This is a genomic window from uncultured Polaribacter sp., assembly GCF_947501385.1.
Classification (GTDB): domain Bacteria; phylum Bacteroidota; class Bacteroidia; order Flavobacteriales; family Flavobacteriaceae; genus Polaribacter.
Genome location: NZ_CANMVP010000004.1, coordinates 95,038 through 110,765 on the forward strand (window position 1 = coordinate 95,038; position 15,728 = coordinate 110,765).

The window sequence follows — 15,728 nt, forward strand, 5'->3', positions numbered from 1 at the left end:
GATGGAAGCAGCAATGATAAAATCAATTTTTAACGAATTTGACCATCGATTTAATTATAAAAATCACTCAGAATTGAATTCAGGGCATATCAATGATACTTTTTTTGTAGAAACAGATGGTCATAAAAACTATATTCTTCAAAGAATAAACCATAGTGTTTTTAAAGATGTTCCTGGTTTGGTAAACAACAAAGCATTAACAAGTAATCATTTAAAAAGTAAATATCCTAACCTTTCTAAAGACGAATTAAGTAAAAAAGTATTGAGTTTTGTAAAAGCTAAAAACTCCGATTTTTACTACTTTAAAAATGGAAACGACTTTTGGAATGTAATGGTTTTTATTGAGAATAGCGTTACACACGAAATTGTAAAAGACAAAGAAATTGCCTATGAAGGTGGTAAATTGTTAGGCGAATTTTTAAATGGTACTTTAGATTTTGATAGCAGTCAATTAATAGATGTTATCCCGAATTTTCATGACATGTCTTTTCGATACAAACAATACGCATCTTCCATACAAAGTGCATCAAAAGAACGTTTAAAAAAAGCAGAAAAGTATACAAAAATTGTTGCAGCTTTAAAGGATGAAATGCACATTCTACAAAACTTAAAAGAAACAAGAAAAATACCTGTAAGAGTCACGCACAACGATACTAAAATATCGAATGCGCTTTTTACAGAAGATCATAAGGGAATTTGTATGATCGATACAGATACGGTAATGCCAGGAATTATTCATTATGATTTTGGGGATGCCATAAGAACCATTTGTAATTCGGCGGCAGAAGATGAAAAAGATTTGTCTAAAGTGGAGTTTAATTTAGAATATTACAAAGCGTATGAAAAAGGCTTTTTAGAGCAAACTGCGGCTTCTTTATCAGCAGTAGAGTTAAAATATTTGCCGTTGGCAGCAAAAACAATGATTTTTATCATGGCACTACGTTTTTTAACTGATTATTTAAATAATGACGTATATTATAAAACAAAGTATCCAGAACACAACTTAGAGAGAGCCAAAAATCAATTCAAGTTGATTGAAAGTTTTTCTAAAAAAATAGCTAATTAAATTAAAAAATATGCAACAAAAAAATAATACCACGGCAATTGTAATTATTGCAAGTTTATTTTTCATTTTCGGGTTTGTAACATGGATCAATGGAGCTTTAATTCCATTTATGAAAACCATTAACGAGTTAACAGATGCGCAATCTTATTTAGTTGCTTCCGCTTCCTATATTTCTTTTGTAGTGATGGCATTACCCGCTTCTTACATCTTGAATAAAATTGGCTACAAAAAAGGAATGTCTTTAGGATTAATTATCATGGCTATTGGTGCATTGGTTTTTATACCAGCAGCAGAAGCAAGAACATATTGGGTGTTTTTAGCAGGAATTTTTATTCAAGGAACTGGTATGACCATTTTGCAAACTGCCGCAAACCCATACATTACCATTTTAGGACCTATTGAAAGTGGTGCAAAACGTATTGCCATTATGGGAATTGCCAATAAAACTGCAGGTGCTCTTGGATCTTTAATTTTTGGAGCTTTGTTATTATCAGGAATAGATGAAACAAAAGAAAAACTTGCTGGTGCAACTTTAGACGAAAAAAACGTGCTGTTAGATACTATGGCAGACAGTGTTTTTATGCCTTATGTAATAATGGCAATTGTATTATTTTTATTAGGAATTCTAATAAGAAAAGCTCCGCTACCTCAAGTAGAAGCAGATGAAGCAGAAGAAATTGCGTCAGGTAAAACTGCAAAAACTAGTATTTTTCAATTCCCAAATTTATGGTTGGGTGTATTAGCTTTATTTGTTTATGTAGGTGCAGAAGTAATTGCTGGAGATACCATTATTGCCTATGGAATTTCATTAGGTTTTACAGGAGAAGAAGCAAAATATTTTACAACCTATACTTTATTGGCAATGGTAGCCACCTACGCTTTGGGCGTGTTTTTAATTCCGAAATATGTAAAACAAAAAACAGCTTTAATTGCAAGTGCTGTTTTAGGGATATTTTTTAGTTTTTGCATTTTAAATACTACAGGTTTTGCATCTGTTTTATTTGTTGCTGCTTTAGGGATCGCAAATGCCTTGGTCTGGCCAGCAATTTGGCCTTTGACTTTAGACGGTTTAGGAAAATTCACAAAAACAGGTTCTGCACTTTTAATCATGGCAATTTCTGGTGGTGCAATTATTCCGCCTTTGTATGGTAGAATTGTAGACGCAAATAAAGAAGAACTAATTACAAGTGGTTTACAAGAAGCAGATGCAATGGCAACAGCTTCTACAGAAAGTTATTGGATTTTAATACCATGTTATGTGATCATACTGCTTTTTGCAGTTTGGGGACACAAAATAAAAAATTGGAGTAAATAATAGAATAGTAATTTTAAAATAGATTAAGACATCATGCTTAAAAGTACCATAGACAAAGCAACAGGTTTCGAAAAAAGATTTGAAAATATCGGCACCGTAGTTTTTGAAAATTCAACCTTGGCATCCAAAGAAATAGCCCAAGAAATTGCGAGTCTTATTAAAGTGAAACAATCGCAAAGGCAACCTTGCATTTTAGGTTTGGCAACCGGTTCTTCACCAAAAGGATTATATGCAGAATTGGTGCGTTTACACAAAGAAGAGGGTTTGAGTTTTAAAAATGTAGTATCTTTTAATTTAGATGAATACTATCCTATGGAACCAGATTCTGTAAATAGTTATGTTCGTTTTATGCAAGAGCAATTGTTTCATCACATAGATATTTTACCAGAAAATTGTTATGTGCCAGATGGAACTCTAGAAAAAGCAGAAATCAGAAATTATTGTGATCAATATGAAGCAAAAATTGAAGCTTTAGGAGGTATTGATTTACAGATTTTAGGAATTGGAGGAAATGGTCATATTGGTTTTAACGAATCTGGGTCACTTCAAAATTCAAAAACAAGGTTAGTCGCTTTAGATCATATTACAAGAGTTGCTGCAATTGGAGACTTTTCTGGATTAGAAAATACACCGAGAACAGCAATTACTTTGGGTGTTAAAAAGATTATGGAAGCCAAAAGAGTCATATTAATGGCTTGGGGAGAGAGAAAAGCGAACATTATAAAAGCTTCTGTAGAAGACGAAGTTACCAGTTTAGTACCCGCTTCTTATTTACAAGAGCATAGAAATGCTATGTTTGTTTTAGATCAAGCTGCAGCATCAAAACTAACAAGAATCAACACACCTTGGTTGGTAGAGAAAATTGTTTGGACAGATCAGTTAATTAGAAAGGCGGTATTAAGTTTAGCATTGTATTTAAAGAAACCCATCTTAATGTTAACAGATGCAGACTATATCGAAAATGGTATGAGCGATTTGTTGGCAGATTCTGGTCCCGCTTATGATATTAATATCTTAATTTTTAATAAATTACAAAATACCATTACGGGTTGGCCAGGAGGAAAGCCAAATGCAGACGATAGTAAAAGACCAGAAAGAGCAGAACCTGCAAAAAAACGTGTGTTAATTTTTAGTCCACATCCAGATGATGATATCATTAGTATGGGTGGTACTTTTAAGAGGTTACATGAACAAGGGCATGAAGTTCATGTTGGCTATCAAACTTCAGGAAATATAGCCGTCGCAGATGATGAGGCGTTGCGTTTTGCAAGTTTTGTTTGCGATTATAATGACAAATTCGGAATCGATAACTCTGAAGCTACAAATATTTACAAAAAGGCAGCAAAATTCTTAAAGAATAAAAAATCGAGTGAAATAGATACACCAGAAGTTAGATACATTAAAGGTCTAATTAGAAAAGGAGAAGCAAGAGCTACTTGTCACTTTATTGGAATTCCAGATGCTCAAATTCATTTTATGAACCTTCCTTTTTACGAAACAGGCGCCATAAAAAAGAACCCAATAGGAATTGGAGACGTTAAAATTACATCAGATTTAATAGAAAAAATTAAACCCCATCAAATTTATGCAGCAGGAGATTTAGCAGATCCTCATGGAACTCATAAGGTTTGTTTAGATACTGTTTTTGCTGCTGTTAAAGAATTAAAGCCTAAAAAATTCATGAAAGATTGTTGGGTTTGGCTGTATAGAGGTGCATGGCAAGAATGGGGAATTGATGAAATAGAAATGGCAGTTCCAATGGGACCAGATCAAGTTTTAGAAAAACGAAAAGGAATTTTTAAACATCAATCGCAAAAAGATGGGGTAGTTTTTCAAGGTGCAGATAGTAGAGAATTTTGGCAACGTGCAGAAGATAGAAATAGAGAAACTGCAGCATTATACGATCAATTAGGGTTGTCTCACTATGCGGCAATGGAAGCTTTTGTAAGATGGAAATATTAAAAATCTGGAAAATTTTATCACAAATAATAATCAGATAATTGGTGAAACTTGTTTGAGGCAGGCAGATTTCTTGCTAAAATTGATGACCTTCTTTTTTAATAAAGTATAATTTTTACTGAAATATTGGCATTATAATTTATAAGAACAGCATCCTATGTTTTTTTAGGGATGAATTCATCAAACTTTAAATTTAACCGCAAATAAACATCAGTGAATTCGAGGCTAACATAGAGGATACTCTTATTTAATAGAGTATCATTTTGTCCATATAATTTATCAATAAAAATAGTTCTCAACGTTTTTTTTTACCTTTAATAAACAATATAGTACAATTAATAACTGTGGAAAACAAGGCAGCACATACACATCTTCATGTACATGAAAATAACTCATGCAAAAAAAAAGCGGTACTGTCTGTAAATAAAATTCATAGTAATGATTTGCAACTCTGGCAAGAGTTTCAAACAGGAAGTGAGTCTGCCTTTGCTACTATTTACGAACAAAATGTTGCCTTATTATATAGCTACGGATTGAAACTAGTTTTTGATAAAGAGTTGGTAAAAGACATGACGCAAGATCTATTTATAGAACTTTGGAATTCTAAAGAAAGGCTTGCTAGAGTACAATCTATTAAAGCATATTTATACAAATCATTAAGACGAAAGCTAATAAAATCTTCTTCAAAACAAAAAAAGCGATTTGATAAAAGTAAAGATGTTAGTAATTTAGACAAAAAAACACCCTCTGCCGAAATTAGCCTTATCGAAAAACAGCTTTTTGATGAAAAACGAGACGCTTTAAATAAAGCAATTACAACGTTATCAGAAAGACAGAGAGAAATTATTTACTTAAAATTTTACGGAAGATTAGGCTACAATGAAATTGGAGAAATCATGTCACTAGACAAAAAAAGTGCCTATAATTTAATGGCACGTACTGTTAAGATTCTTAAAAAAAATCTAATTTCCATCATTCTGTTTAGTTTGTTACTTTACATAACCTAGGCAATACGCACCTAGAAACCCTTTTTTTTTTACCCCCAATTTACCCTTATAACACTGGGTTTTTAACTATTATTAAAAAAAAGTTAAGATTTTGTGAAGTAAAAATTAAATTTTCTGCTCTTACTAATAAAGGGTCTAAATTTCTTTAGATGCCAAAGCAATAAAAAGAACTTTTAAATGAAATATATTCATTATACGGTAGAAGATTTTGTAAAAGACGAGTACTTTCAAAAATGGATTTTAGACAACGACAGCATGACTTCGAACTTTTGGGATAATTGGCTAGCGAAACATCCTGAAAAGAAAAGTACTATTGAAGAAGCCAAAGAACTTATTCTATTGTTAGATTTTGATAGCAATAAACTTTCTGAAACTGATTTTGATGCAATGTGGCAAAATATCGTTGAAAAAAGAAATAAAAAAATAGGTACTTTAAAAAGACCAAGAAACAAAAAGGGTAGAAGATTGTACTGGGCATTTACAGCTGCAGCTTCTATACTTTTACTCGTATCGCTTACCGTATTTTTTAATAAAGAAAATACATCACTTCAGTATACTACAGAACCAATAATAGTAAATAACCAAATTGATACAGGTTCCGATAAAGCTACTTTAACCTTAGATGATGGTACAAATGTTGTTTTAGAAAAGGGAAAAAAATATACAGCAAGTAATGTAACAAGTAATGGAGAAGAGATTGTATACAAATCAAACACTTCTGTTGCTAAAAAGACCGCAAGTACAAAAATTGCTTTTAATACATTAACGATTCCTAGAGGAGGTCAATTTTTTATGAAGCTTGCAGATGGTACGCAAGTATGGTTAAATTCAGAGAGTCAATTAAAATATCCAGTTGCTTTTAGAGAAGGTAAAACAAGACAAGTAGAATTGGTGTATGGCGAAGCTTACTTTGATGTCTCTCCAAGCACAGAAAATAAAGGCTCTAAATTCAAGGTTTTTAATGCTGCACAAGAAATTGAGGTGTTAGGCACTGAGTTCAATATGAAAGCATATAAAAATGAAAAACATATATACACCACACTTGTAGAGGGCAAAGTAGCGATAGCAACAGATACTGGAAGAAAATTTTTAAAACCTAAACAACAATCAAAAGTAAATTTATTTAATAAAAATATTACCATTTCAAAAGCCAATATTTTTAATGAAGTTTCATGGAAAGATGGCATCTTTAGTTTTAATGACAAATCATTAAAAGAAATTATGGTTATTCTATCTAGATGGTATGATATGGAAGTTGAATTTAAAAATACAGATATAGAAAACGAAGAGTTTATAGGTGTTCTTAAAAGGACTCAAGATATAGAAGGCGTATTATCAATTATTAAAAGTCTTGGTGTCATAAAAAACTATGAAATCAATAATAGAAAAGTAATTCTGCAATAACAAAAAGCAGCATATTAAATAATTAACAATATAAAATAAATGAAAATATAATCAAAGAAATTATCTCGAAATATTAAAATATCGCTTACGCGAATAAAAAAAAGGGAACGAAGTCTAAACATTTGGACGTGCATCAAACTTCGCCCCTTCTAAAACGTATTAATTAAAACAAAGTTTAACTAACACTCTACAAATTTATGGAAATTATATTAATTAATCACCGTTCTTTCTCTTGTAAACGGCTAACAATGATGATTATGAGAGCATTTATCTTTTTATTATGTACTACCGTTTTTAGTTTTACTCCTGCAACTGTTTTCACTCAAGAGAAAGTAACCATAGAGCAAAATCAATTAGTAACCGTAGATCGAATCTTCGAAATCATTAAAGAGCAAACGAACTACAAATTTATGTATCCTAAAAAAATGTTTAAGGATACTCCTAAAGTTAATTTAAAAAAAGGAACTATTAGGGTAGATACATTATTAAAACAAAGTATCTCAACAACAAAGTTTAGTATTGTTTTACTAGCAGATAACATAATTGTTATCAAAGAAAAAACCAATCAAGAAACAACAATATCGGGCAAAGTGGTGGATGAAGAAGGCAATCCTCTTTCAGGAGCCACGGTTCAAGTAAAAGGAACATTGATAGGAAGTGATGCTAATTTTGATGGGTTTTATAAAATAACAATTCCAGAGGGTAGTGAAACTCTTGTCTTTAAATATTTAGGATACAAATCTCAAGAAGTTTTAATTGCTGGAAAATCATCAATAGATGTTGCATTAGTTTTAGACGATACAGCTTTAGATGAAATTATTGTAGTTGGTTATGGTACACAAAGAAAAAGAGATGTAGTAGGTGCTATTTCACAAGTAAAAGGAGATGATCTAATATTATCTTCAGCACCATCAGTAGGGCATGTTTTACAAGGAAGAGCAGCTGGTTTGCAAGTAGTTCAGAATAGTGCACAACCAGGGGGTGGTTTAGATATTCAAATTCGTGGTTCAGCATCAATAAATGCCTCAAATGCTCCTTTATACGTAGTAGATGGTTTTCCTATTTCAGATTTTACACCTCCAGAAGATGGAAATCGATATAGTGGAGGCACTCAAGGAGTTTTAAATTCATTTAATCCAAACGATATTGAATCTATAGAAGTATTAAAAGATGCAAGTTCTACCGCAATATATGGCGCTAGAGCAGCAAATGGAGTTGTAATAATAACTACAAAAAAAGGAAAAGCAGGTAAAATGACAGTAGATTATTCTACTTCGTTTTCTTTTCAAAGCTATGAAGACAATTACGAAATACTAGATTTACCAGAATATATGCAATTAAGAAATGAGGCTGCATTTGAAAGATGGAAATTTTTAAATAGAGTTGGATATACTAGTAGCGATGGATCTACACAAAGTAGAACCTTACAAGAAGCAACTGCAAACCCAGCTGCTGGAGTTGCTTTTAGTAGATTTTATTCAGATGAACAAATAAACAATGCAGGTACAGGCACTAATTGGTTCGACTTAGTTACCCGAAATGGTTTAATTCAACAACACAATATATCTTTAAGAGGTGGTTCGGAATCCACCCAATATTATTTGTCTGGAAATTTATACGATCATAAAGGAATTATGAAAAATTCTACATTCGAAAGAACTTCCTTAAGAGCAAATATCAACCATAAATTTAATGAGCATGTGAATGTTGGTATGAATTTAACTATGAGTAGAATAAATAATGATTTTACCCAATTGGGGGGGCAAGCTTTTGAAAATTCAGGTTTAATTAGATCTGCGTTACAATTTAGTCCTCTTATTGAAGCTGTTGATGCATTCGGCAATTACCCAATCAATCCAGACAATGCCACAGTGCCCAATCCGTTTTCATTATTAACCATAACAGATCAAGGCAAAACAGACAGAACACTTGCTAATTTCTTTGTAGAAGTTAAACCTATAGTTGGTTTAACATTTAGAGCGCAAGGTGGAATAGATTTTGGCGTTGATACCAGAAACATCTATATTCCAAAAACAACATTAGCAGGTTTAAACGATAACGGAAGAGCAACAATAGGAAATAATTTTAAGAATGATAAGCTATTTGATTTGACTGCAAATTATTCAAAAACTTTTTTTAAAGATCATCAATTTAACTTCTTAGTTGGGTATGCTTACCAACAATTTGAAGAAACAGGCAATTTAACTGTAAATAGAGATTTTCTTACCGACGCTTTTTTATGGAATAATATGGGTGCCGCTTCTTTAAGAATTTTGTCAAATTCATCAAAATCTCAAAATGAATTTGTTTCTTTTTTTGGTAGATTAAACTATATATTTAAAGATAGATATATTGTAACATCTACTATTCGTAGAGATGGATCTGGTCGTTTTGCAAAAAACAATAGGTTTGGAATTTTTCCTTCTATTGCTTTGGGTTGGAATATTGCCGACGAGCCTTTTATGGAAAACATAAGTGATAAAGTATCACAACTTAAATTAAGAATCGGATATGGACAGACAGGAAATGCAGATTTTAACGCCAACGCCGATGCAGCATTCGAAGCATATGCAGCTTGGTTAGATCCAGATGAATCTATATTGACAGGAGTTTTTCCTTCAAGATTAGAAAACCCAGATTTAAAATGGGAAACAACTACAGAGACCAATATAGGATTAGATTTTGGTTTTTTAAAAAATAGAGTTTCTGGTTCTATAGAATTTTTTAGTAGAGAAATTTCAGATCTTATTGCCTTTAATCCAATCAATTCCTATCATGAAATAAATCAAGTTTGGGCTAATATTGGTAAAACACAAAGTAGAGGCGTAGAAGTTACTTTAAATACAACAAATGTTAGAACAGCAAATTTTACTTGGAAAAGTACTTTAACTTATTCTACATATAATGATAGATGGTTAGAACGAGCTCCAGACTGGAAGCCTTCTGTATATGAAAGTGTAAATGATCCTATTCGTGCTCAATTTACGTATTTGTCTGATGGGATTATGCAAATTGGTGAAGTAGTTCCTGCGCAAGGAGATTTATTTCCAGGACAAATAAAAATAAAAGATGTAAATGGTTTTGAAAGAGATAATATAGGAAACCCTGTAGTAGATGAAAATGGTGTTTTTCAAAGAACTGGTGCCCCAGATGGACAAGTTGATGCAGCAGATACCGTGTTACTTGGATCTTCAGATCCAGATTTTATTGCAGGATTTACAAACATGATTACGTATAAAGATTTCCAATTAAATTTCCATTTTAATAGTATGTTCGGGAGAAAAATAGTAGATCAAACAGACGTTGCTTATGGGGTTCAAATAGACCATGTAACGGGCAATAATTCTCTTATAAACGTCCGTAATAGATGGACTCCAGAAAACCCATCTACAACCAGACCAGGCTCTCATTTTGGCTACTCTCAATATGGAACTGGAGATTTCTTTTTGCAAGATGCTTGGTTTATTCGTTTAAGCAATCTCTCTTTGTCTTATAGACTTCCACAGCAATGGTTTGGAAAACATGTAAAGAGTACTGCTTTAAGACTAGATGGTCAAAATCTTTTTATAATAACACCTTATAAAGGTGCAGATCCAGAAACAAATGGGTATGATCCAGATGTATTATCTGTTGGTGGTGACGCTACAAATACCGTAGCGGCCTATCCAAATGTTAGAACTTTTACGGTGGGTCTTGATATAAAATTTTAATATAAAACTAATAATTATGAAAAAATTAAAGATAATCATCTTAGGTTTATTAATAAGCTTAAATTTTGGATGCAATCCGGAACTTGAGTCAGTTGAATTTTCTGAAATTAATCCAGCTATTTTTCCTCAATCAGAATCTGATATTGAAGCTTTAGTTCTTGCTGCTTATAGACCCTTACGTGGTGCTTGGTGGGATGGTTTTCATACCACTTCAGAACGTGGTGTAATGTTTATTAATGATGCAAGTACAGAGATTTTATATGGTGATTATGGGGTGCAGGAATATGCTACATTTCATAGTTATGAATCCAACCACCAAAGTGTTACGCGTTTTTATGATGAATTTTACAATAAAATTAGTAGCAATACATTAAGTATTGCTAGAATAGAAAGTTCTTCTGTATCAGACCTTCTGAAAAAAGGGGGTATTGCTGAAATCAAATGTGCAAGAGCCCTGTTAAGCTACGAACTTTTTGATATGTATGGACCAATAGTTGTAGCTCCTCTTGAAGTACTCGAAAATCCTTTAATAGAAGAACCTTTGTCAAGACTTACCAACAGCGAGATGGTTGCTTTTATTGAACAAGATTTATTGGATGCAGCCGAAGATTTACCACCACCTTCAGAAGCTAATTATGGTAGGTTTAGTCAAGGTTTGGCAAGAATGTTATTAATCAGATTATACTTGCACGAAAAAAGATGGGCCGAGGTAGAAGAGCAAGCAAATTTAATAATGGCAATGAATCATTATGATTTAGAAGATGATTATGCAGGCTTGTGGGACGTTCAAGCTCCTGTTGATAGTAAAGAAGTAATTTGGGCAATACCTGCAGATTATATTGGTACAAGTGAAAACCAATGGCAATTGATGGTGCTTCCATCTAATTATCCTGTACAAAGTGGCTGGAGTACGATACAAAGTACCTGGAAATTTTATGAGTCATTTGAACCAAATGACATTCGTAAACAAGCCTTAATTGCAGAGTATGTTGGTACTGATGGTGTTACTTATAATAAACAAAACCCTGGTACTAATATACAATATGGGCCCATACCTTTAAAAATAGATTTAGATGCAGAAAGAGCTGGTTTAACAACCGTAGATATTTTAGTATATAGGTATGCAGATGTACTTTTATCTAAAGCAGAGGCGCTAGCAAATAAAACGGGAACTCCAACACAAGAAGCAATTGATTTAGTAAATATTGTTAGAAATAGAGCAGAGTTAGATGATCTTTTATTAGCAGACTATGCCGATATAGATACCTTTAATACGATGATTTTATTAGAAAGATCTCATGAGTATTGGTGTGAGAATGGACAATACCGTGCAGATTTAATTAGACATGGAAAGTATAACCAATATAACAGAGAATTAGTAGGAGTAGCAAGTCAAACAGCACCACATAAAGTGGTTTATCCTTTTTCTTTAACTCAAATAAGTGAAGGTAAAGGTAAGTTTATACAAAATGCTGGTTATAATTAGGAATTAATTTGTTTTAGGGGTTGTATGTATTTTAAAATTTAGTACTAAACAACCCTTCAAATAAAATGTAAAAATACTTATATAATATAAAAGATGAACTCCAGAAGAAATTTTATCAAGAAAACAGCCCTACTTGGTGCTGGTCTTTCCATACTTCCAAATTATACGTTTGGTATGGGAACTGTTCATAATGCCGATAAATTAAAAATAGGAATGATTGGTGTTGGTTTGCGTGGAACAAATCATTTAAAAAATTTACTATTAAGAAATGATATCACCATTACAGCAATTTGTGATATTGATTCAAAAAGGACAAAAATTGCTGTAAATCATATAACAGAAAGCGGATCTAAAAAACCATTAGTTTTTGGGAAAGACGATTACGATTACAGGAATCTTTTAGCGCTAGATAATGTAGACGCTGTGGTAATCTCTACACCTTGGTTATGGCATACACTAATGGCTAAAGATACTATGAAAGCTGGTAAATATACAGGCTTAGAAGTTTCTGCTGCCAATACAATGGAAGAATGTTGGGATTTGGTAAACACTCATGAACAGACAGGATCTCATTTAATGATTCTAGAGAATGTGAATTATCGAAGAGATATTATGGCCGTATTAAATATGGTCAAACAAGATGTTTTTGGAGAATTATTGCATTTTAGATGTGGGTATCAACACGATTTAAGACACGTAAAATTTAATGATGGAAAAACAGCTTATGGTAAGGGTGTAGAATTCGGAGAAAAAGGTATTTCAGAAGCTGCTTGGAGAACACAGCACTCTGTTTTAAGAAATGCAGATGTATATCCTACTCATGGTACTGGTCCCATAGCAGCAATGTGCGATATCAATAGAGGTAACAGATTTATGACTTTAACATCTACCGCTACTAAAAGCGTTGGATTGCATAATTATATTGTAAAACATGGTGGGGAAAATCATCCAAATGCAAAGATAAAATTTAAATTAGGCGATATAATTACTTCTACCATAGAAACTACTAACGGAGAATCTATCATTGTAACACATGATACAAATTCGCCAAGACCCTATTCACTAGGCTTTAGAGTTCAAGGAGCAAATGGCTTATGGGAAGTAGATGGTAATAGAATTCATATTGATGGAAAAACAACACCACATGAATGGGAGAATGCAGATAATTGGTTAAAAAAATACGATCATCCATTATGGAAAAAATATGGCGAACTAGCAAACGGAGCTGGCCATGGAGGTATGGATTTTTTTGTAATGCACGCTTTTGTTGAAGCAGCAAAATTAAATGTAGCCCCACCAATGGATGCTTACGATGCCGCAGCTTGGAGTGCTATTACACCATTATCTGAAGCATCAATTGAAAACAACGGAGCACCACAAGATTTCCCGGATTTTACAAGAGGAAATTGGGTAAAGAGAAAGCCTTATCATTGGATAAAAGACACATTTTAACCACTAAAATCATAAAACTAACATTATGAAAAATAAAATTGTATTACTTTTTTTAATTATCATTAACCTAAGCTGCATGAGTTGTGGTGCTGGTTCTAATGAGAATGAAGAAGAAATTATCGATGAAACGCTAGCTGAAATTACCTATACAGCATCCTCTGATGTTATTTCAAATCCAGAAAGAGGATTTATGCATACCTGGAGTGTTCAATCAGAAGGTAATCCGCTTAGTTTAATCACACTTCATAGTTTAAAAAATGAAAATGTAACTATTATTTTGCGTTTGTATTATTTAGAAGCATTTAAAAATTCCGATTTAAGTATAGCGCAATTAGATTTAATAAAAACTGATTTTGAAAGATTAAGAGAAGCGGGTATTAAGTGTGTATTGCGTTTTGCATATAATAGTAGTCAAGCGGATACAGATGCACCTTTAAGTAGTATATCATCTCATTTAGATCAATTAAAACCAATTTTTACAGAGAATGCAGATGTTATTGCATTTGTGCAAGCAGGTTTTATTGGTTCTTGGGGTGAGTGGCATACTACAACAAATGGTTTAAATACAACGGAAAATAGAACAGCGGTTGTTGGTAAACTTTTAGAAGTGCTACCTAAAGAGATTAAAATTCAATTAAGAACACCAAAATATAAACAAGAAGTTTTTAACTACTCAACCGCAATAGATGTTAATACAGGTTATGGAGAAACAGACATTGCACGTGTCGGTTTTCATAACGATTGTTTTTTAGCAAGTGTAAATGACTATGGAACTTATGAAAATATTGCAGTAGAAAAAAGCTATATAAGCAGTGAAGCTTTGTATGTGCCTACTGGCGGTGAGACTTGTCCTCCAAGTGATATTCCAACAGCAAGTTGTACTACTGCGCATGCAGAAATGGCACTCTTAAAGTGGACCTATTTAAATCTTGACTATTACGGGCCTGTATTAAATGTTTGGAGAAATAATGGTTGTTTTACAGATTTTCAAAAACAATTAGGATATAGGATTCTGTTAAAATCTGCAAGCTTAAAAAAAGAAGCAACTGTTGGTGGTAATTTTGAATTAAACACAGTTATAGACAATGTAGGTTTTGCACCTGTATACAATGCTAAAAAAACATTTTTATTGTTTAGAGCAGTTAATGGTGGCATTATATATAAAAAAGAATTACAATTTGATATCCGAAAAGTAATACCAGCTGTAGATTACGATTTAAAGGAATCCGTAAGTCTTTCAGGAATTCCCTTAGGTAATTATGAATTGCTTTTAAAAATTGAAGATGGTCACGATACTTTATCGAACAGACCAGAATATGCAATACAATTAGCAAATACCAATACTTGGGAAGCTACCAATGGGCTGAACAATTTATCTCACACTTTAACTATTAATTAAAATTTTTAATCTTAAAATAAATATATCATGAAAAAAATTAATTTTTTCTGCTTTTTTATCGCATTTTCATTGCTTATGAGTTGTGGAGATGATACAGAAGTAGACACAACAGAAAATATTGTAGCTGATTTTTCATTTACTAGCGATAGAAGTACATTTACTTTTACAAACCTTTCTGAAGGAGCCACCAGTTATAAATGGGATTTTGGAGATCTTTATTTTTATTCTTATGAAGAAAATCCAGTGTATAGTTATGATATTAAAGGCGGAGAATTAACAGTTACTTTAACTGCTTATAATGACGCTGGAGGTGAAGTATATACTTCCAAATCTATCGTTGCTCCAATAGTTATAACTACTGACATAGAAATAGATGGTGATTTTGAAGAATGGGATGTAGTACCGTATTCAGAAGAATTTCCAGATGCTACCATTAAAAAAATGAAGTTTTATACTAAAGGAGCCAATATCAGTATCTATTTTGAAGGAAATAAAGACATGACTTTAGAAGTAGTTGATATGCAATTTAATACTGATGGAAACAGAGATACAGGATATACGGAGCGCTGGATGAGTCTTGGTGCAGATTATTTATTTGAAGGTTCTTTATCAGGACAAATCCCTTTATTCTCCCATTCAGGTGTAGGTGGCGGCTTTAGTTATAATTGGATTGGACCACAAGATAGTTTTGAAACATCGGGTGTTATTTCTCTTGATGATGAGACGAATGCCATTGAATTTAGTTTTCCAAAAAGTATATTTGGAACATTAGGAGGTGATACTCTTGAACTAGGAATATGGTTGAATTGGGGAGCAGAATTCATTCCTAAAGATGTTAGTGGACAGCCAATTATTATATATCTTAAATAGAAACCTTAAGTTTTTGTGAATAAATGATATAAAAATTAACGGTGACAACTTTTATTGTCA

At 32.5% G+C, this 15,728-nt stretch carries 10 protein-coding genes; all 10 read left to right on the top strand.

What is annotated here, in order from left to right; all coding sequences use genetic code 11:
• The first annotated feature begins 1 nt into the window (after window position 1).
• The 10 genes from Q0998_RS03925 (at window position 2) to Q0998_RS03970 (ending at window position 15,668) form a co-directional block, all read left to right on the top strand.
• Window positions 2-1,066, top strand: a complete 1,065-nt coding sequence (locus tag Q0998_RS03925) for a phosphotransferase (protein ID WP_299666546.1) — start codon at window positions 2-4, stop codon at window positions 1,064-1,066.
• Between the two features lie 10 nt (window positions 1,067-1,076).
• The gene (locus tag Q0998_RS03930) at window positions 1,077-2,381 is read left to right on the top strand and encodes a sugar MFS transporter (RefSeq protein ID WP_299666548.1); all 1,305 of its coding nucleotides are present in this window, start codon (window positions 1,077-1,079) and stop codon (window positions 2,379-2,381) included.
• 33 nt (window positions 2,382-2,414) lie between these two features.
• Window positions 2,415-4,343: a glucosamine-6-phosphate deaminase gene (gene nagB / locus Q0998_RS03935; RefSeq protein ID WP_299666550.1), complete on the top strand. Its 1,929-nt coding sequence runs from the start codon at window positions 2,415-2,417 to the stop codon at window positions 4,341-4,343.
• A 341-nt stretch (window positions 4,344-4,684) separates the two neighbouring features.
• Window positions 4,685-5,347, top strand: coding sequence for a sigma-70 family RNA polymerase sigma factor (locus Q0998_RS03940; RefSeq protein ID WP_299666553.1), 663 nt, complete (start codon window positions 4,685-4,687; stop codon window positions 5,345-5,347).
• Between the two features lie 177 nt (window positions 5,348-5,524).
• A complete protein-coding gene (locus Q0998_RS03945) occupies window positions 5,525-6,751 on the top strand; it encodes a FecR family protein (protein ID WP_299666555.1) in 1,227 nt (408 codons plus the stop codon).
• Between the two features lie 257 nt (window positions 6,752-7,008).
• Window positions 7,009-10,461, top strand: coding sequence for a TonB-dependent receptor (locus Q0998_RS03950; RefSeq protein WP_299666557.1), 3,453 nt, complete (start codon window positions 7,009-7,011; stop codon window positions 10,459-10,461).
• A 16-nt stretch (window positions 10,462-10,477) separates the two neighbouring features.
• Entirely contained in the window at window positions 10,478-11,947 is a 1,470-nt protein-coding gene (locus tag Q0998_RS03955) for a RagB/SusD family nutrient uptake outer membrane protein (protein WP_299666559.1), read from the top strand.
• Between the two features lie 93 nt (window positions 11,948-12,040).
• A complete protein-coding gene (locus tag Q0998_RS03960; protein WP_299666560.1) occupies window positions 12,041-13,399 on the top strand; it encodes a Gfo/Idh/MocA family oxidoreductase in 1,359 nt (452 codons plus the stop codon).
• A gap of 25 nt (window positions 13,400-13,424) precedes the next feature.
• A complete protein-coding gene (locus tag Q0998_RS03965; RefSeq protein ID WP_299666562.1) occupies window positions 13,425-14,798 on the top strand; it encodes a DUF4832 domain-containing protein in 1,374 nt (457 codons plus the stop codon).
• 27 nt (window positions 14,799-14,825) lie between these two features.
• The gene (locus Q0998_RS03970) at window positions 14,826-15,668 is read left to right on the top strand and encodes a PKD domain-containing protein (RefSeq protein ID WP_299666565.1); all 843 of its coding nucleotides are present in this window, start codon (window positions 14,826-14,828) and stop codon (window positions 15,666-15,668) included.
• Window positions 15,669-15,728 lie beyond the last annotated feature (60 nt).